Origin of the sequence: Paenibacillus sp. FSL K6-2862, from assembly GCF_038005125.1 — a bacterium.
Classification (GTDB): Bacteria; Bacillota; Bacilli; order Paenibacillales; family Paenibacillaceae; genus Paenibacillus; species Paenibacillus illinoisensis_A.
The window spans coordinates 6,153,299-6,172,864 of record NZ_JBBOSN010000001.1 but is presented as its reverse complement, the minus strand read 5'-3'; the positions used below and the strand labels follow the sequence as shown (position 1 = coordinate 6,172,864).

Annotated in this window: 17 protein-coding genes and 1 riboswitch; all 17 genes read left to right on the top strand. The window is 51.4% G+C overall.

Features of this window, described 5'->3' with window-relative positions; all coding sequences use genetic code 11:
• Nucleotide 1 precedes the first annotated feature (1 nt).
• The 17 genes from MHB82_RS27930 to MHB82_RS27850 all read left to right on the top strand — a co-directional run bounded on the left by MHB82_RS27930 (nt 2) and on the right by MHB82_RS27850 (nt 19,476).
• Nucleotides 2-964 carry an iron chelate uptake ABC transporter family permease subunit gene (locus MHB82_RS27930; protein WP_095360324.1) on the top strand — a complete coding sequence of 321 codons (963 nt, stop codon included), beginning with the start codon at nt 2-4 and terminating at the stop codon, nt 962-964.
• The gene (locus MHB82_RS27925; RefSeq protein WP_095360058.1) at nt 958-1,716 is read left to right on the top strand and encodes an iron ABC transporter ATP-binding protein; all 759 of its coding nucleotides are present in this window, start codon (nt 958-960) and stop codon (nt 1,714-1,716) included. Before MHB82_RS27930 ends, MHB82_RS27925 begins: the two co-directional genes overlap by 7 nt.
• Before the next feature lie 39 nt (nt 1,717-1,755).
• Entirely contained in the window at nt 1,756-2,742 is a 987-nt protein-coding gene (locus MHB82_RS27920) for a siderophore ABC transporter substrate-binding protein (RefSeq protein ID WP_341176364.1), read from the top strand.
• Nucleotides 2,743-2,916: 174 nt separating this feature from the next.
• Entirely contained in the window at nt 2,917-4,500 is a 1,584-nt protein-coding gene (locus tag MHB82_RS27915; RefSeq protein WP_341176363.1) for a spore germination protein, read from the top strand.
• A gap of 4 nt (nt 4,501-4,504) precedes the next feature.
• Entirely contained in the window at nt 4,505-5,704 is a 1,200-nt protein-coding gene (locus MHB82_RS27910) for a Ger(x)C family spore germination protein (RefSeq protein WP_341176362.1), read from the top strand.
• The gene (locus MHB82_RS27905; RefSeq protein ID WP_095360054.1) at nt 5,697-5,918 is read left to right on the top strand and encodes a hypothetical protein; all 222 of its coding nucleotides are present in this window, start codon (nt 5,697-5,699) and stop codon (nt 5,916-5,918) included. Before MHB82_RS27910 ends, MHB82_RS27905 begins: the two co-directional genes overlap by 8 nt.
• Nucleotides 5,919-5,971: 53 nt before the next feature.
• The gene (locus MHB82_RS27900) at nt 5,972-7,174 is read left to right on the top strand and encodes a GerAB/ArcD/ProY family transporter (protein WP_341176361.1); all 1,203 of its coding nucleotides are present in this window, start codon (nt 5,972-5,974) and stop codon (nt 7,172-7,174) included.
• A gap of 131 nt (nt 7,175-7,305) precedes the next feature.
• Nucleotides 7,306-8,130, top strand: coding sequence for a uroporphyrinogen-III synthase (locus tag MHB82_RS27895; protein WP_110758542.1), 825 nt, complete (start codon nt 7,306-7,308; stop codon nt 8,128-8,130).
• Between the two features lie 196 nt (nt 8,131-8,326).
• Nucleotides 8,327-8,515: riboswitch (cobalamin riboswitch) on the top strand.
• 400 nt (nt 8,516-8,915) lie between these two features.
• Nucleotides 8,916-10,811, top strand: coding sequence for a precorrin-3B C(17)-methyltransferase (gene cobJ, locus MHB82_RS27890; RefSeq protein WP_341176360.1), 1,896 nt, complete (start codon nt 8,916-8,918; stop codon nt 10,809-10,811).
• Between the two features lie 203 nt (nt 10,812-11,014).
• The gene (locus MHB82_RS27885) at nt 11,015-12,244 is read left to right on the top strand and encodes a sirohydrochlorin chelatase (protein ID WP_341176710.1); all 1,230 of its coding nucleotides are present in this window, start codon (nt 11,015-11,017) and stop codon (nt 12,242-12,244) included.
• Nucleotides 12,241-13,011 (top strand): precorrin-6A reductase, encoded by a 771-nt coding sequence (cobK, locus tag MHB82_RS27880; protein WP_095360050.1) that lies wholly within the window; start codon nt 12,241-12,243, stop codon nt 13,009-13,011. The genes MHB82_RS27885 and cobK overlap by 4 nt, the downstream gene beginning before the upstream one ends.
• Before the next feature lie 69 nt (nt 13,012-13,080).
• Nucleotides 13,081-13,728 (top strand): precorrin-8X methylmutase, encoded by a 648-nt coding sequence (locus MHB82_RS27875; RefSeq protein ID WP_183523483.1) that lies wholly within the window; start codon nt 13,081-13,083, stop codon nt 13,726-13,728.
• A 726-nt stretch (nt 13,729-14,454) separates the two neighbouring features.
• A complete protein-coding gene (locus MHB82_RS27870) occupies nt 14,455-15,609 on the top strand; it encodes a cobalt-precorrin-5B (C(1))-methyltransferase (protein WP_095360048.1) in 1,155 nt (384 codons plus the stop codon).
• Complete coding sequence (gene cbiE / locus MHB82_RS27865) at nt 15,572-16,852, top strand: precorrin-6y C5,15-methyltransferase (decarboxylating) subunit CbiE (RefSeq protein WP_341176359.1); 1,281 nt, start codon at nt 15,572-15,574, stop codon at nt 16,850-16,852. Before MHB82_RS27870 ends, cbiE begins: the two co-directional genes overlap by 38 nt.
• 32 nt (nt 16,853-16,884) lie before the next feature.
• Nucleotides 16,885-17,601, top strand: a complete 717-nt coding sequence (gene cobI, locus MHB82_RS27860; protein ID WP_095291300.1) for a precorrin-2 C(20)-methyltransferase — start codon at nt 16,885-16,887, stop codon at nt 17,599-17,601.
• Nucleotides 17,598-18,395: a precorrin-4 C(11)-methyltransferase gene (gene cobM, locus MHB82_RS27855; protein WP_127537319.1), complete on the top strand. Its 798-nt coding sequence runs from the start codon at nt 17,598-17,600 to the stop codon at nt 18,393-18,395. The genes cobI and cobM overlap by 4 nt, the downstream gene beginning before the upstream one ends.
• Nucleotides 18,388-19,476, top strand: a complete 1,089-nt coding sequence (locus tag MHB82_RS27850; protein ID WP_341176358.1) for a cobalt-precorrin 5A hydrolase — start codon at nt 18,388-18,390, stop codon at nt 19,474-19,476. Before cobM ends, MHB82_RS27850 begins: the two co-directional genes overlap by 8 nt.
• Nucleotides 19,477-19,566 lie beyond the last annotated feature (90 nt).

The following is a 19,566-nucleotide window of genomic DNA, read 5'->3' as shown; positions in this document are numbered from 1 at the left end:
AATGAAATATTCAGCGAATACTCTAAAGTTTGGCATCTTGATCGCAGCGGCGCTCATTCTGATTGGTGTGTTTCTGGTTATTCAGTCCGGGGGCAATTGGGATTATATCCTGCCGCGCCGGGGAAAGAAGATTCTGGCCATCGTGCTCACGGGAGCATGTATTGCATACTCAACGGCCATCTTCCAAACGATAACCAACAATCGCATCCTAACACCTGGCATCATGGGACTCGACTCCCTGTATATGTTGTTTCAGACGTTTGCGGTGTTTGTGTTTGGAAGCAGTCATATCAGCTTTGTAAATAAAAATCTTAATTTTGCAGTGTCTGTCCTGCTAATGACCCTCTTTGCCCTGCTGCTGCATCAATTCATGTTCAAGCGGGAACGAGGGCGCAATATTTATCTGCTGCTGCTTGTGGGTCTGATTCTAGGAACGCTCTTTCAGAGCCTGTCCTCCTTCATGGAGGTCCTGATTGATCCCAATGAATTTCTCATTCTGCAAGGCAAAATGTTTGCCAGTTTTAACAATGTAAATACGGATCTGTTGATCATTTCGATGGCTTCCATCCTTCTGATCCTGCTGTATGCGCGGAAATTCACCAAGTATCTTGATGTTCTGGCACTTGGGAAGGATCATGCGGTGAACCTCGGTGTGGATTACCACTATATCGTCAAACGGCTGCTGCTCGTTGTCATGGTGCTGGTGTCCATCTCTACTGCACTTGTAGGTCCGATTATGTTCCTAGGATTGCTGGTGGTGAATCTGGCTCATCAGGTGTTCCGGACGCACCGGCATACCGTGCTGATCTGGGGCTCGGTCATCATCGCCGTCGTTGCCTTGGTAGGCGGACAGCTGATCGTGGAACGGGTATTCACCTTCTCTACAACCGTAAGTGTCATTATCAACTTTGTAGGCGGTGTGTATTTCATCTATTTGCTGCTAAAGGAGAGTAAGTCGTGGTAGAAGTCAGAAATGTTTCAAAACAATACGGCGGCGTCCGGGTAGTGGATGACGTATCACTGAATATTGCCAAAGGGAAGATCACGTCCTTTATCGGACCGAACGGCGCCGGTAAGAGTACACTGTTATCCATGATTACCAGGCTCATTGGCAAAGACACTGGTCAGGTCCTGATTGAAGGCAAGGAAATTGAAGGCTGGAAGAGCAAGGAGTTATCCAAGAAAATATCTGTGCTCAAACAATCCAATCATATCAATATCAGGCTGACAGTGGAGGATCTGGTGGCGTTCGGGCGTTTCCCTTACTCACAAGGACGGCTTACGCCAGAAGACCGCCAGTGGGTACAGGAAGCCATTGATTATATGGATCTTGGTCCGTACCGCAAACGGTATTTGGATGAGCTCAGCGGTGGACAGCGGCAGCGGGCGTACATCGCCATGGTTATTGCGCAGAACACCGAATATATCCTGCTGGATGAACCGCTGAACAACCTGGACATGAAACATTCCGTGCAGATTATGAAGGTGCTGCGCAAAATGGTGGATGAGCTTGGCAAAACGATAGTCATTGTCATTCATGACATCAATTTTGCATCCTGCTACTCCGATTATATTGTTGCGCTCAAAGAGGGCCGTGTCGTTCAGGAAGGTAAAACGGAGGACATCATTGATACGGAAGTATTACAGCAGGTATATGACATGCATATACCAGTGCAGGTGATCGATGGACGCAAGATTTGTGTGTACTTTTCGTAAGGAAATTAAACCAATATAGAGAGTGAGAGGTGTCTATTTATGAAAAAGGGTTGGTTGTTTACGCTGCTCGTTGTATTGTCTGTGGTGCTGGCAGCATGCGGGGGTAATAAAACAGCGGAGAATGCGGGTGCAAGTACAGGAACAGGTTCAGAGGCCAATGCGGGGGCAGCACAGTCCAATAAGGAGATTGTTATTAAACATCAACTTGGCGAAACCAAAGTGAAGAAAAATCCGCAAAACGTGGTGGTGTTTGACTATGGCGTGCTGGATACCCTGGATCAGTTGGGCGTAGAAGTTGCCGGTGTTCCCCAAGAAGGCGTTCCTCCATATCTGGAAAAGTATAATGATGCAAAGTACACCAACGTTGGTGGCTTGAAAGAAGCCGATTTTGAAAAGGTAAATGCCATGAGTCCTGACCTGATTATCATCTCGGGACGTTTGGCCGATTCATATGAAGAATTGAGCAAGATTGCACCGACCATTTATATGGCGGTAGACACCGAGGATTACATGAATTCCCTGACGGAAAACGTGAAGACACTTGGTGAGATTTTCGGCAAGGAAGCTGAAGCAGAACAAGCGTTGACTACCATTGAAGCCTCTGCTCAAGCCTTGAAAGACAAAGTAACGGCTGCAGGCAAAAACGCACTGATCGTGTTGACAAATGAAGGCAAACTGAGCGCATATGGTGCAGGCTCTCGATTTGGAGTCATTCATGACGTATTTGGTTTTAAACCAGCAGATGCCAATATTGAAGTGTCAACGCATGGACAGAGCGTTTCCTTTGAATATGTGATGGAGACTAATCCGGATTATTTGTTTGTGGTAGACCGCAGTGCAGTGGTTGCAGGCAGTGGGGAAGCAGCTCCAGCTAAACAGGTCATCGAGAATGATCTGGTTAAGAATACAACAGCGTACAAAGAAGGACATATCGTGTACCTTGACCCCAACTACTGGTACTTGTCCGGTGGCGGCCTGGAATCCATTCAGGAAATGATCAAGGAAGTGGACGCAAGCGTCAAATAACGGAAGTATATAACAGCAACGTATTGGAATTGGGAAGAAGGATCTCTGCGAACGCAGGGATCTTTTTTTGTTTTCCTGAAGACGGAAGGATGCATGGATTTTTGTAAATCGTCCACATAATTCCCGTTCATTTGGCACAAGCTACCTTGTATAAAAAAGAGCGGAGGGACGGACATGGCCGACAGGACAACAGGAAAAGAAGCTGCCTCAAACGCAGCCGAAAAAAAACATATCCCCTTGGGGCTGCCATCTCCGCCCATATTGAAGCAGCCCATCGGATTGACACATGAGAGCCATATGCTTGCCCTGGAAGACATTTTCTCGGACAGTTCGGATGTGGTGTTCCGCAATGTCATGATATCCCCTGAAGTTCAGGGACTTCTGGTGTATATCGAAGGGATTGTCAATTCGGCTGATATCCAGGATCATATGCTCCGTCCACTGATTCGGGGACTGATCGAGCAGCGTACCGATGAACCTGACGTCCCCATCGATGATACCCGGATTGCACTAACTCAGGTGAAAAAGGTAGACACCTGGGCTGCCGCAGCCGATGGTGTGCTGGAATCCTCGGCACTGCTGCTGCTTAATGGAAGCCGGGAAGCCTGGCTCTTTAATGTCAAAGGCGGCGTCCGCCGGGGAGTAGAGGAACCTCAAACGGAATCGGTTATTCGGGGCCCCCGTGAAGGTTTTACGGAGACATTGCGTGTAAACACGGCACTGATTCGTTTCAAATTAAAAAGTCCTTCGCTCAAGATGCTGAGCATGAACATCGGAACAGAGACCAAAACCAATGTTGTACTGACGTATCTGGATGACATTGCGGACCCCAAACTGATCAAGGATGTCAAAAAACGCCTAAACAAGATTAAAATTGATGGCGTTCTAGAAACGGGATATATTGAGGAATTGATCGAAGATCATCCGTATTCCCCGTTCCCGCAGATGCATTATACCGAACGGCCCGATACGCTGGTTGGTAATCTGCTGGAGGGCCGTTTTGCCATACTTGTGGACGGCAGCCCGTTTGCGTTGATTGGGCCAGTTACCATGTGGCAAATGCTGCAGGCCAGCGAGGATTATTATGAACGGTTCTTTATCAGTAATTTGATACGGTGGATCCGGTTTTTGTTTGTAGCCATCGCACTGTTTCTGCCAGCACTATATATCGCTGTAACAACTTTTCATCAGGATATGCTGCCAACCACGCTGATTCTGAGTATTGCCGGTGCAAGGGAAGCCATTCCGTTTCCAGCCCTTGTGGAAGCTCTCATTATGGAATTGTCATTCGAAGCTTTACGAGAGGCCGGGGTCAGGTTGCCGAAAACGGTAGGCCAAGCCGTCAGTATCCTAGGTGCGCTCGTGATCGGGCAAGCAGCAGTTCAGGCCGGAATTGTATCTGCACCGATGGTTATTATTGTATCCATGACTGGTATTGCGTCTTTTACCATTCCACGCTTTAACTTTGCCATCACGGTTCGCTTGCTGCGGTTTCCCATCATGCTTCTTGCCGGAGCGCTTGGGTTGTATGGGATTGTGGTTGGATTGGTGTTGATCTCTGTGCATCTGACGCAAATGACCTCTTTCGGTGTACCGTATCTGTCAGGTCTTAGTCCTTATAACAGAACGGATACCAAGGATATTGTGATTCGTACACCTTGGTGGAAGATGATCAATCGTCCTTCTACGGTGCATCGGGATCAGAAGCGTATGAATGCCAAGATCAATGGTTCGCCAGAAGCTGAGGAGGGATGGTAAGCTCATGCATTTCATGCATAAGTATCGCACCGTGGTGCTGCTTTTCCTGTGTACCCTCCTGTTATCAGGCTGTTGGGATCGCGAAGAGATTAATGATGTTGCATTTGTGATTGGAATTGCAGTGGACAAGGAGAAGCAGGATTATAGGACAAGTTTGCAAATAGCGTTACCTGGTCAGTCTGGCGCTTCCGGAAGTGAAGGTGGCGGGGGAGGGACAAGCGGGGACAAATCCTGGTTCATGCTGTCCACGACAGCCAAAACGTTTCGCGGGACCTCGCTAGAAGGGCAAAAGGCCTTATCCCGGCGTCTCTATTATGCTCATCGTCGTACGCTGCTGATCGGAGAGGACCTGGCCAGGGAAGGCATTGCTCCGATGCTGGACCTATTAACCAGATATCCGCTGAACCGCCTGTCAGCCATGCCAGTCGTGACCAAGGGAGAAGCATTTAAGGTTCTTGATGCAGACGCACCCATTGAAAAATTTCCTTCGGAAATGGTACGGGAGTTATGCTTCCTGAATATGCGGCATCCGCGTTCGCTCAAATTGTTTATAGACTCCATTCTTGCCGACGGCATAGATCCCTTTCTTCCGATCGCTTCCCTTACGGAAAACGTACCGAAGGATTGGAAGGATGTCAAAACCAATATCAAGCTGGATGGACTGGCAATCTTCAAAAAGGACAAACTGGTGGGAATGATCGAAAAGGCTCCTGCGGATGCACTGATTTTGGCCATGGGTGAAGCCAATACCCCAGAGGTAATGGTTAAAGCTCCAGAGGGAGAGGGGATGTTGTTCCTGAAGCTGAACGAAAACAATTCTTCGTTCCAGCCGCATATTCGTAATGACAAAGTGAGTGTCACGATTCAACTATACGCCAAGGGAGTTTTGGTGGATAACGAATCGAATTACGGCGATCTGCGGGAACGTGAGATTTTGACGCTTAACGAAGCTTTTCACAAAAAAGTGAAGGAAGATATCGAGGAGGGCGTAAGGCTGCTCCAGCGTAAGTATAATGCCGATATTTTGGGGATTGGTCGGTCCATCCATCAGCAGATGCCAAAAGAATGGGACAGGATCAAGGACCGTTGGTATGACATATATCCAAATATGGAGGTTGTGGTAGAGCCCCATATCATCATAGAGAATGTAGGTATTACTAATAAACCGATTGGATTGACTGAGGAGGAGATCGTCCATGATTAAGCCGCTCGTGTTTACTTACCTGGCGATGGTCATCATCGTCATTATCATGGATTTTAAGCATCTGAAGCAGGCGGCGGCGATCAACCGTTGGTTATCTTATGTGGTGATAGCAGGCAGTACCGGAATTTGGTTCTATGTTACTCATTTAAGCAAAACGTTCTTTATTACGGTTTGGCTGACCCATTGGATCCAGCGGAATTTACCGCTGCCATAGATGTTTGTCACATATCGACATTCCGGTTGAGCAGATAGAAAGGAGGTAATTTGATGAATCAGGCAGTGACTAGCCGGCAGCTAACGCTGCTAATCTTGCTGCTGAGTGTAACAGGTACGCTGATTCAGCCCCATGCACAGGCCATTTTCTATGCCGAACAGCATGCCTATCTATCCTATATTCCTGTGTTTCTGGTCACATTTGCATCTATGTGGATGTTAAATCGTGTCCAAAGCCGGTTTCCCGATCAGGACCTCTTCGAGTCACTGGTCAAAAGATTCCCCTTCTTGGGAAGGGTGACGGGCCTGATGTATATCATGTTTTTTCTTTTGATATTTGCTCGTGATATCCGGTTAATCGGTGACTATGTAAGTATAACCTTGCTTGAGACGACGCCCATATCCATTATCGTGTTATCTCTCTTGGTCATGGCTGTGTTTATTGTCAGAGGAGGGCTGGGTTCCTTAATTGGGATGTCTGAGCTGTACATTACCTTGTTTCTGCTCAACTCAGTCATTGTCCCATTCATGTTGATTCAACAAGTTAACCTGGATAATCTGATGCCGTACTTTGATATTGATGTAGCTGGTGTAGGCAAGGGAAGCTGGTACATCTTTTCCTTCTTTGGAGAGATGATTGCACTGCCTTTTGTCGTTAAGGGAAGCGACTTTCGGTTCAAACCGATAACATGGGGAATAACGATCGGTGCCTTGCTGATGATGCTGATTATGATCGAGACCATTACCTCCATTGGTGTGCCGATTGCGTCGAGGCTGGTATACCCGTCATACGAACTTGCCAGACAGCTGCAGGTAAGTGACTTTCTGGACCGGTTTGACCTGGCCCTAGCTGCAGTAACCATGCCAGCGATGATTACGAAGATTGGGTTTGACCTGTATTTTATCTGTTGGGGTCTGAAACGGATCATTCCCAAAGTTTCCGGGAAGCTCATGACGGGTCCAATTGCACTGTTAGGATTCGTATGTGCATTTTGGTTTTTCAAGAATGCGATTCAACTGTTCCGCTTCACGCGGGAATGGACATGGATTGCCATTCTGTTCGAAGTTCTCTTTCCCATCATTCTTTTCGTGTTTCTCCGACCACGTAAAAAGGAAAGAGACTCTTCACGTCAAGGAGAGAAGCATCGTGAACCATCCAAAAAGCAGCATGAACAGGAGAAGAAAAGACGTGGTTCGGACCAGGAAGACGAAACTGGAAAGGATGACATGCAGGGGGGCGAGCTTCAGCCTTCCTGATGCCAATCATAAAAAATCGTTATAGAAGATCAGGCCAAATGACGTGAAACGTGGTTTCCCTCCATGAAACTACCCTGTATACTGTAGTCAAACGAATGACGTTCGGACGAACGAACTGGGGGGAAACATGAATGGCTCAACATTTGGCAGGTATACGTGTAGCACTGACGGGACCGCGTAAATCCAAGGAAATGGCGTTGTTAGTTGAGAAAATGGGTGGCATTCCACTCGTGCGGCCAGCACAGGGAACGGTATTCCTGGATGATCGGAACATACGTAATGGTCTCGTATCCTTAATCTCTGATCCACCCGATTGGGCAGTATTAACTACTGGCATGGGGCTCGATGCCATATTTGAAATGGCAGAGGATATGGACATAGCTGGTCAACTGCTGGATGTCCTGTCGGAAGCTTCAATTGCGGCAAGAGGATACAAAACGGTGAATGCACTTCGCAAGCGCAAGCTCGTACCGCTGGTCCGGGATGATGATGGCAGTACGGACGGGCTGATCCGCGAATTCACGCCACATGATCTTGCCGGCAAGAAAGTCATGCTCCAGCTTCATGGGGAGACTGCGCCGAAGCTGGTCAACTGGCTGGAAGAACAGGGTGCCGAGGTAAGACAGGTTCTGCCTTATCGCCATGTACCGCCGGAAGAGGCTGAACTGGAACTGCTTTTGAATGAGATCGTGCAGCGTGAGGTTGATGCCGTAGCATTCACGAGCGGTCCCCAAGTAAGGTTTTTGGCAGCGTATGCGGCTTCCCAAGGAAAGCTGGAACAGATGCAGCAGGCCTTCCGGGACGGTGTCATTCCTGCATCTGTTGGCAAAGTGACTGCGAACGCCATGCGTGAAGAAGGGATTGAAGCACGAGTTGTTCCGGAGGAAGAAAAGATGGGAGCGCTCATCGTTGAGCTGGGACGATATATTGCTGCAGCACACGCAGATCAATCCTGATAAGCAGATCAGGACGTAGTCTAATATAGTATCTAGTAAGATTGTTATGAGGGTTTCTCATATGCATATCATAATTCAAGTTCTGATCGGTTCTGGATCAGAACTTTTTTTCTGTTTTGTCTGAAAATAGAATCAAGGACAAACATCATAAGCATGGACATTTTTTCCTGAGCGATGTTATGATGAAAGCAATATCATTCATGAAAACAAGCAAGGTGCTCTTGCGTCGAGCAAGAGGTAACAGGGAATCGGGTGCAAATCCCGAGCGGTCCCGCCACTGTAATGGTGAAGCCCTTTTCATCCAGGTCACTCGTACATTCGGGGAAGACAGAAAAGGAAGCTGATGATCCAGAGCCAGGAGACCTACCTTGCATGTGTCACCGAACCCTTCGCGGAAAGGAGTGGTGTACGAAGAATCAGGAAACGGGCGAACAACCGGTTCGCCTGGCAGGCCCTTTGCGGCCATGCAGCCACAGGTCTATCCTCTATAGGGCCGTGGACTGTCTTCTTGAGTGTACGTACATGCGTATCCCATCCGTTATAAGGATGGGATTTTTTTGTTTTTTTACAGTCGATCTGGAACTGGATTTAATCGAACATGCCGCGAAGAAGAAGGTCGGTCAAGCCGTCCTTTTTCACTGTTTTGGAATAGCCGGGATAAGAAGGTTGAGCTGCACGGAGCAACTCAATAATCAAGAGCTCGCTACAGACAACGGCTAAAGTAGCGATGATATAGATGTGGTTGGCGTGTTAAGGGTGAACAGGGAGATGGAGGAGGAGAAGCAATGCAGAGTCAAGGAAAGCTGCTGATTATCGGATTTGGCCCAGGAGCGATGGAGCATATCACCACACGGGCATTGGAGGCACTTCGGGAGAGTGAGGTCATCATTGGTTATAACACTTACGTTGATCTGATTCGTCCACTCCTGGACGGACAGGAGATTGTACGGACAGGCATGACCGAGGAAGTAAGCCGGGCACAGGAAGCGGTCAGACAGGCCGAGATGGGCAAAATCGTTGCAGTAATCTCCAGTGGCGATGCAGGTGTATATGGCATGGCCGGATTAGTGTATGAGGTGCTGATGGAGCAAGGCTGGAAGCCGGAAACGGGCGTTGGCGTTGAAGTTATCCCGGGTGTATCTGCCATTCAATCCTGTGCTTCCTTGCTGGGTGCACCCGTGATGCATGATGCATGTACGATCAGTCTGAGTGACCACCTTACGCCATGGGAGACGATTATTCGCCGTGTTGAAGCAGCAGCATCAGCTGATTTTGTCATTGCTCTGTACAACCCTCGCAGTGGACGCCGGACACGCCAGATCGTGGAGACGCAGGAGATGCTGCTGCGGTACCGTAGTCCTCAGACACCCGTGGGGCTTGTAAAAAGTGCCTATCGAGAACGTCAAGATGTTGTGATGACCACGCTGGAAGACATGTTGAATCATGATATCGGCATGCTTACGACTGTGATCATTGGTAACTCCTCGACCATGATGTACGAAGGACTCATGGTCACACCGCGCGGATATCAGCGGAAATACACGCTGAATACCGTGGAACAGCCGCTCAGACCGCATGAGCGGCTCCGCACGGAAGCTGAGCCTTGGTCGCTCGGTGCGATGGAGGCCCGCTCTGCCGCTTCCGCCGATGCAGCAAGCGCGGCCCGCGATACGCAGATCGCGCAGCCGGCTGCGGAACCAGCCCTGCGCGGCGCTAGCGCCAGTACGGGCATGGGCCCGCAAGGGCAGCAGGGCGCTGGCCTGCCTGCTGCTCAGCCAGCGAGCGGCAGCACCGCGGTGCTTGCAGCCGAGCGGCCTGCAGCGGTCGAAGGCGCACCTCGTGCTGCCTTGGCGGTGCCGCATGCTGGTCCAGCCGAACTGGCTGCCGAAGCACTGACGCGGCTTGCGGCAGGCGGCAAGCTCGCTGGCGAAGCGGCCAGCCGCTGGCTGGATGCAGCCGGGTCTGGTGTTCCAGCCGGAACGCAGGCTGCAGGGGCAGCTGCTGTGCGGACAGCACCCGAGCCGGGACGCAAGGCACCGCTGTTTGAGATTGGCGTGTCGCCTGGCGTTGGCAACAAGAAGTTTACCGCAGCCCAGATGGCGCTGCTGGCACAATGCGCGAGTGAAGAAGGCGAGCTGGAATACACGCCGGAGCATCAGATTATTTTGCGGGTACCGACCTTTGAGCCGGATCAGCTGGTAGAAGAACTGCGTGCAGCGAATTTCATCGTGGTGCCGATCGGTGACGTTATCAAGGTGAAGGCCTGTGACTTCTGCAATATGGAGAAGGATGATGCTGTTCCGATGGCCAATCATTTGCAGGCTGTTATAGGCGGACTTAGTGCGCCGAAAGAGACCAGCGTAGCTCTGAATGGCTGCGGCATGGCGTGTTACGGCGCCGTGCTGGAGGACATCGGTATCGTCTACCGCAAGGGCGGATACGACCTGTTCCTTGGCGGCAAGAAGTTCGGACGAAACGCTCACCCTGCCCAGCCGGTAGCCGAAGGGATTCCAGGTGATCAGATTGGCGGGATTGTGGAGCGAATCGTAGCGGAGTACAAGGAAAAAGGACACCCGAATGAGAGGTTCCATAAATTTTTCAAACGCGTTGGAGTAATCCAAGGCTTCCGTCACGTCGATGCGCCTGTGACCGTGGAAGTAAACCCGGTATGCGGCGACTAGGGATTGTGCCAGTTTTGTTACCATCTGAATATTTTTTTAACCAGCGTTTGTAGTTATACCGGAAAAATTCCATTGCACTTTTATATAGATCGAAATGATTGGGTAACCAGGTTACCCTTCGTGAAAGGCTCGTTTACCAAGTAAGCACAACCTAAAATTGAGATGCCTGGTCTATGGATCAGGCGGGGGAGGAAGAAGCCATGATGAATGCCATTTTGCTGGTTGGACACGGCAGCCGTGATCCAGAGGGAAACCGGGAGTTAATGGAGTTTGCACGAGCGGTAGCGGAGAAAGCGCCGGAGAATACCGTGGTAGAGACCTGTTTTCTAGAATTAACAAGACCGAGCATCGCCGAAGGGGTTACGGCTTGTGTAGATAAAGGGGCAACGCGCCTCGTATTGGTGCCGATTATTTTGTTTGCTGCGGGCCACGCCAAAATTGATATCCCGAATGCCATCGACCGGGCCAAGATCCGTTATCCGCAAGTGGAATTCGTATATGGGCGTCCGATTGGCGTACATGAAAAAGTCGTACAAATTATGCAGACCCGTCTGCAGGAAGCACAGCCTGTCCTTGTTACCGCCAAGCAAGGCGGCGCAGCAGTGGCGGCTCCACCCGCTCCTGTTACGGATGAAGAGACAGCCGTACTTGTCCTTGGACGGGGAAGCAGTGACCCAGATGCCAACAGTGATTTCTTCAAAATGACCCGGATGTTATGGGAGAAGCTACCGTACAAATGGGCCGAAGGCAGCTTTATCGGCGTGACGCAGCCTTCATTCCCGGATGGATTGCAGCGTTGTCTCCTGCTCGGGGCGAAGAAAATCGTCATCATGCCTTATTTCCTTTTCACAGGGGTGCTGATCAAACGGATTGATGAGATGACCGCAGAATTTGCTGCGGCACATCCGGAAGTTCAGGTAGAGATCGGTGGATATTTTGGATTCCATCCGAAATTGGTGGAACTGGTATTGGAACGCGCGAACGAAGGATTGAATGGACGGGTAGCGGCCAACTGTGACAACTGCCAATTCAGACTTGAGGCTGCCAAACATCACCACCATCACCATGATCACGATCACGGGCACGATCATCATCACGATCATGACCATGACCACCATCATGATCATGCACATGATCACAGTCATGACCATCATCATCATGACCAAGACCATGGACACAGTCACGATCATCACGCCCATGATCACGAGCACCACAATGAGGAGCATCATACTCACGAACATGCCGTGAGCAGCCGTGAAGCATCGCTGGATTATCATCATGACCACGACGGAGAACTTCACCATTCGCATCATGACCACGAAGGTGCGTTACATAATCAAGATGAAGAGGGCGGAGACGGAGAGAACATCTCACTAGAAGATGCAGGGCATGCTCAGATCGCAGCTGCTTCGGAGCGGGTGAACCGTCCATGATTTTGATGTTATGCGGTACAAGTGATGCGCGGGAATTGGCTGTACAGATTCAGCAGCAGGGGATGGACGTACTCACATCGGTTGTAACTGAGAGTGCAGCGCACAGTCTGTCCGAGGCGGGGCTGCCGGTTCGAACAGGCAGGCTGACGATAGAGGCAATGGTCCAGCTTGTCCGTGAAAAAGGTAGCCGTGCCATAGTGGATGCAAGTCATCCCTTTGCGGAAGAGGCCCATGCCAATGCCATGGAAGCAGCTAGACAGGCAGAAATTCCTTATATCCGTTACGAGCGGACGGGACTTGCCTACGATGACCATCCGCTGCTTCATGTCGTGCCTTCCTATGAGGAAGCAGCTCTTAAGGCAAAAGAACTCAAAGGTTCTGTCATGTTAACGACTGGAAGCAAAACGCTGCAGATTTTCACCAAGCATCTGCTCGGTGATCCTGATATTCGTCTCGTTGCCCGTATGCTTCCGCGTCTCGACAATATGGAGAAATGCGGTGAACTGGGTGTGGAACAGCGCAATATTATTGCGATGCAGGGGCCCTTTTCCCGTGAAATGAATGAAGCATTGTACAAGCATTATGCCACCACCGTGATGGTGACCAAGGAAAGCGGCAAGACCGGGGCTGTAGATGAGAAGATTCAATCTGCGCTGGAGCTTGGCATTCAGGTTGTATTGATATCCCGCCCAGAAGCTGAATTCGGAACGGTGTTTGATGAATTTGAAGGCGTACTCTCCGAGTTGAAGCGCGTATTGATGGAGTAGGACACCCGAATAGATCAAATTAGGATAGACCCATTTTGAATCATATTACGATTGAAGGAGTGAGTGCATATGGATTTCAAAACGGAATTTAAACCTTTAACTGTACAGCCTCAGGAGATTGAGGGGAAAAGCTTCGAGATGATTACCGAGGAGCTGGGTGAGCACCCATTCACGGAAGAACAATATCCCGTTGTACAGCGTGTCATTCATGCCTCAGCTGACTTCGAACTTGGCCGCAGCATGGTGTTTCATCCGGATGCCATTCAGGCAGGAATTGCAGCCCTTCGTGCAGGACAATCCGTTATTGCCGACGTACAGATGATCCAGGCTGGAGTAAGCAAGGATCGTATTCGCGGGTTCGGTGGAGATGTGCACGTGCATATTTCCGACCCAGATGTGATGGAGGAAGCGAAGCGATTGAATACAACGCGGGCCATCATCTCGACTCGCAAAGCAACCAAGGCCTACGATGGCGGAATTTATGCCATCGGTAACGCACCGACAGCATTGCTTGAGCTGATCCGTTTGGTAAAAGAAGGCGAAGCCAAGCCAGGCTTGATCATTGGTATGCCTGTTGGCTTCGTGTCCGCAGCCGAATCCAAGGATGAGCTGCGCAAGCTGGACATCCCATTTATCACGAACATCGGCCGCAAAGGCGGCAGCACCATCGTGGTAGCGGCCCTGAACGCCATCTCGCTGATGGCAGTGAAGGCCTAGTCGCTGCTTCAGCCTACGCTGAGCGTAGCTAGAGCGTACCTAGCAGGGAGTACAAGGGCAGTACTAACGAACATCAAGAGCCTTATTTCGCAGATAATCATGAGTTTTAAACTCTAACGAACCTGAGTGAAGCTATTCTGCTCAAAGATGCCAAAAACGGTGGAGGCATCGAATTCCTGGTGAAATAGCATCGCTACGATTCGTTAGATTTTCAGTGTGTGGAAATCGGCTCGAATAGCACTTCCTGAGTTCGTTAGAGAATAGCAATCATCAACTAAACCGGAGCGAATGTTGGAGCATGCAGGGTATAAAGTGCATGAGGTAGATTCAATCCTTAAACATCGCTCAATTGCTAAATTGTGATGGCATGAACCGTAAACTTGGTAACTACATTCCAAGCTATCTGCTAGTAGCATGGAATGTCCAGTTACCCATAATAAACCTCATGACATTGTTTAGCTCATGAGGTTTGATCACGAACTTTGTTAGGTATGCAAAGACGCAGGGAGTAGCGAAGGGGACGGAATCGATTCTGTAGAAGCGACAGCGTTCGCCTTTGTCTCCGGAATTCTCCCTATACATAAGGGAATCAAAGAAATCTGGAGACAACAGCGATCGGAAGAACGATCCGTACCCGTAGCGGCTACCCCATAGTTTTCGCATACGCGGTGAGCCAAGTGTCATCTACTATGTAATGTGATAAGAAAGGACGGGAGGTTCAAAGCCATGGAAAAGAAACGCATGAAAAGCGGGGAAGCACCCGATCCGGACAAACCGATGCGTTCCGGTTTCACCACTGGAGCCTGCGCTACGGCCGTTGCCAAGGGGGCCACGCAGATTCTGTTAACCGGGGTTACCCCTGCACAGGCTGTGGTTTCATTGCCCGCGGGTTTTGACCACTCGTTCGAACTGATCGAGCAGGAACTGATGACGGACGGCACGGCTACCTGTGCCACCATCAAAGATGCCGGGGATGATCCGGATGCTACGCATCTGGCGAAGATCATCGCACATGTATCCTGGCGGGAGGAGCCTGGTGTGGAGCTGGATGGCGGCATCGGGGTAGGTCGTGTGACCAAACCCGGCTTGCCTGTTCCTGTCGGCGAAGCTGCGATTAATCCCGTTCCGCGCCGCATGATTACCGAGGCCGTGACCCAGGTGCTTGCCGAACATGGGACAGCCAGAGGTGTGAGGGTCGTCATTAGCGTGCCGGACGGCGAAGAGATTGCCAAGAAGACGCTGAATTCGCGTCTCGGCATTTTGGGCGGCATCTCCATTTTGGGCACACGTGGCGTGGTCGTTCCATTCTCCACCTCTGCATACAAAGCAAGTGTGGTACAAGCCATTTCAGTTGCGCAGGCATCTGGCTGTGATCACATTGTGCTGACGACAGGCGGCAGCAGTGAGAAATATGCGATGAAAATGATGCCCGAATTGCCCGAAGAAGCCTTCATTCAGATGGGTGACTTTGTCGGGTTCGCCATCAAACACGGGAAACGACTGGGCATGAAGCGCATCAGCCTGGTGGGGATGCCGGGCAAATTTGCCAAAGTGGCCCAAGGGGTCATGATGGTGCACTCCAAGAGTGCGCCGGTGGATTTTGGATTTCTTGCGTCCGTGGCCCGCGAGACCGGGGCTGGAGATGAACTGGCGCAAGCGATCGAGGAAGCCAACACGGCGACTCAAGTGGCCGACATGATGACTGAGGCGGGTTATTTGCCCTATTTTGAAAAGCTATGTACATATGCCTGTAGGCACTGCCTGGAGCATGCCGGAGGCGGGGTAACGGTCGAAGTGGTATTGGTCACGATGAAAGGAATGGAATTGGGGAGGGCGGAAATCAGTGAACTGGACGACAGCAGCTGGAGCAAAGAATCATAGAATCCGTATCATCGGCGTAGGTGAAGAAGGTGCGGCAGGATTGACGGCGGATAGCCTGAATCTGATTCAGGAAGCGGATGTACTGGTGGGCGGTGAACGTCAGCTGCAGTACTTCCCTGCATTTGCGGGAGAGAAACACACGATTAAGAGTGGATTAAGCGACTTGGTTGTGAAAATAAAAGCGCTGCAGGACACGCACAACATCGTTGTGCTTGCCTCGGGAGATCCGCTGTTCTACGGCATCGCCGGGTACCTTGCGCGCAAGCTGGGCCCGGATCAACTGGAGATCCGGCCTAATCTCAGTTCGCTGCAGCTGGCATTCGCCAAGCTTGGCGAGAGCTGGCACGACGCCGTGCTCGAAAGCGTGCACGGTCGTCCGCTCAAAGGCCTTGCACAGCGCATTAATGGCCAAGCCAAAATTGCGCTGCTCACGGACGAGCATAACAGCCCCGCTGCGGTTGGGGCTTATCTGCAGCAGTTCGGCATGACCGAGTATGATGCCTACGTTGCCGAGAACCTCGGCGGGCCAGACGAGCGTGCCCGCCATTACACCCTGGACGAATTGGCAGTAGCCGAATGCAGCCCGCTGAACGTCGTCATTTTGCTGCGCCGCAAGGATGCGCCTGCGCCGCGCAAAGGGTTTGGGTTTGCGGATGAGGAATTCCATCAGCGCAAACCGGAGAAGGGCCTGATTACCAAGCGCGAGGTCCGCGCCTTCAGCTTGTCAGAGCTGCGGCTTGGCGAGGACAGCATCGTGTGGGATATCGGCGCAGGTTCCGGCTCGGTGGCGGTGGAGTGCACGCGGCTGGCGCCGCGGGGCCAGGTTTTCGCCATCGAGAAGAACGAAGGTGACCTCGTGAACATCGAGGCCAACCGGATCAAATTCCGGACAGACTTTACCGTCCTTCATGCCAAAGCACCAGCAGGGCTGGACGAACTACCGAATCCGGATGCGGTGTTCATTGGCGGCAGCGGCGGCGAGCTCGCGCAGCTGATCGCCCTGTGCGCGTCCCGGCTGAGCCCCGAGGGACGCATCGTCGTGAATGCAGCGACAATCGAGACGCTGCATGACAGCATGAAGGCCATGCGCGATGCAGGCATGGACGCCTCCGTGACACTGCTTCAGACGGCGCGCAGCAAGCCGATTCTGAACATGACCCGTTTTGACGGATTGAATCCGATCTACGTGATCACGGGCCAGCACTCCGTGACAGAGGAAGCGGTAGCCGGAGCGGAAGAATGACTTTTCAAGGACAGGACAAGGGGGAAAACAACATGAGTACGGCAGCAGTAGGTACGCTGTATGGCGTGGGAGTCGGGCCGGGAGACCCGGAATTGATTACGGTGAAGGCATACCGAATGATCCGGGAGTGTCCGGTGGTGGCATATCCCAAGAAACGCAAAGGCGGCAAATCGTATGCCCACGAGATCGTGGAACTGTATGTTAACCCGGAAGAGAAAGAGATGCTCGGCCTGATCTTTCCGATGACCAAGGACCCGGTTGTCCTTGAACGGGAGTGGGGCAAAACCGTCGAAGCCTGCTGGGGTGCGCTGAAGGAGGGTAAGGATGTGGCCTTTGTAACTGAAGGCGATCCGAATCTGTACAGCACCTTCATTCATCTGGCAAGGCTGATGCGTGAACTGCATCCCGAGGTACCGATTGCTTCGATTCCGGGAATTTCATCTGTACTGGGCGCCGCAGCTGCACTGGATATCCATCTGGCAGACGGCGATGAGCAGGTGGGCATTATCCCCGCGACTGCCGATAAGGAAGCGATGCGTCAGGCAATTGAGCATCACGATACGATTGTGTTTATCAAAGTGGCGAAGGTTCTTGACCCGATGCTTGAACTGCTGGACGAGATGGGTCTCGGCGGCAAAGCCTCGGTAGTCACCAAAGTCACTTCTCCATATGAACTGGTCTGGCGCGATGCCCGTGAACTGAAAGGGCAGGAGCTGGAATATCTGAGCCTGATGGTGGTGAGCAAATGAAAACGCTGGAACCGAAAGTATATATCGTAGGTGCAGGCCCGGGTGACCCCGAACTGATTACGGTGAAGGGCTCGAACATTTTGAGAAATGCGGATCTGGTCCTGTACACAGACTCCCTCGTAAACGATGAACTGATAGCGACGGCAAAACCTGAAGCAGAAGTGCTGCAAAGCTCCGGCATGGATCTGGAGCAGCAGGTTGAACTCATGTGTGAAGCCACTCGTGCAGGCCGCAGTGTAGCTCGTGTGCATACCGGTGATCCGGCGATGTACGGCGCAATTCTGGAACAGATGGTACTGCTGAAGCAGCAGGGCGTGGAGTATGAGATTATTCCGGGTGTTAGCTCGGTCTTTGCTTCGGCGGCCGCCCTCGGAGCGGAATTAACTGTACCGGAACTGACGCAGACGGTTATTCTGACACGCGCAGAAGGACGCACACCAGTGCCTGAACGCGAGAAGCTGCGTGATCTGGCGTCACATCACTGTACGGTGGCCCTATTCCTGAGTGCTACGCTGGCGAAAAAGGTCGTGGTTGAATTCCTCGCCGCAGGGTGGAGCGAAGATACACCGGTGGCGGTCGTGCAGCGGGCGACTTGGCCGGATCAGAAAATTGTACGGACCACGCTCGCCAATCTGGCTGCCGATCTGCGTGCCGCTGGTATTACGATGCATGCGATGATTCTGGCAGGCTGGGCACTTGATCCCGATCTCGTGAACCGGGATGCCCATCGTTCCAAGCTGTATGACAAATCCTTCACCCATGGTTATCGCAAAGGAGTGAAGTCCGGTGAGTAATCCGTTTGCAGCCGTGGCTATCACGAAGCATGGCGTGGAGATGGTACGCCATCTGGCTGGACAATTCCAGGGTACGGATGTGTATTACATGAGCAAGTTCGCTCGCGGGGACGAAGAGGAGCTGGGTTATCAGCTGTTCGAAGGCTCGGTGAAGCTGATTCTGCCGGATCTGTTCAAGCGATACAATGGCATCATTCTATTTATTTCGCTGGGAGCGGTAGTCCGCATGATCGCTCCGATTCTGGTGGACAAAAAAGTGGATCCTGCCGTGCTGGTCATTGATGACCGCGGAGAGAATGTCATCAGTGTCCTGTCCGGCCATCTTGGCGGTGCGAATGAACTGACTCGTCAGGTTGCGGAAGTACTCGGTGCACGCGCAGTAATTACAACCGCTTCGGATGTGCAAGGAACAATCCCGGTAGACATGTTCGGACGGGAGCTGGGCTGGATCGTGGACAGCTTCGACAAGGCCACGCCAGTCAGTGCAGCAGTTGTTAACGAGGAGCCGGTTGCGCTGATTCAGGAGACGGGAGAACGGAACTGGTGGCGATATAACAAGCCTGTACCGGATCATATCCGCGTCTTCAGCAGCATGGAGGAAACCGAGTCATTTCCATTCAATGCGGCACTTGTGATCAGCGACCGCCTGCTCACGGAAGATGAACAGACACGTTTTCTGACAAATGGGGTGTTGTATCGACCGAAGAGCCTCGTACTCGGCATGGGCTGCAATCGCGGCACATCTATGGAGGAACTGGAGCAGGGGATGCTCACCACATTGGAAGAGCTGTCTCTTTCGGTGAAAAGCGTACGAAACATAGCGACGATTGATCTGAAAAAGGATGAAGAAGGCCTGCTGGGTCTATGCGCCAAATACGGCTGGGAACTTGTGACGTATACGCCAGCCGAGCTGAATACCGTCAAGCTTCCAAATCCATCGGAGACGGTATATAAATATACTGGAGCTTACGGTGTGAGCGAGCCAGCGGCATTACTGTCTTCCGGAGCGGACCACTGGCTGCTGGAGAAGAAAAAGAGCGGGAACCTGACGATTTCCGTAACGCGAATCCCTTTTGACTAAACTATATTTGGAATCATGCGCTTCACGAGATGAAGCCATTATCGCTGATTTAAGCCGCATCGTTTATTGGTGCGGTTTTGTTATATCGAA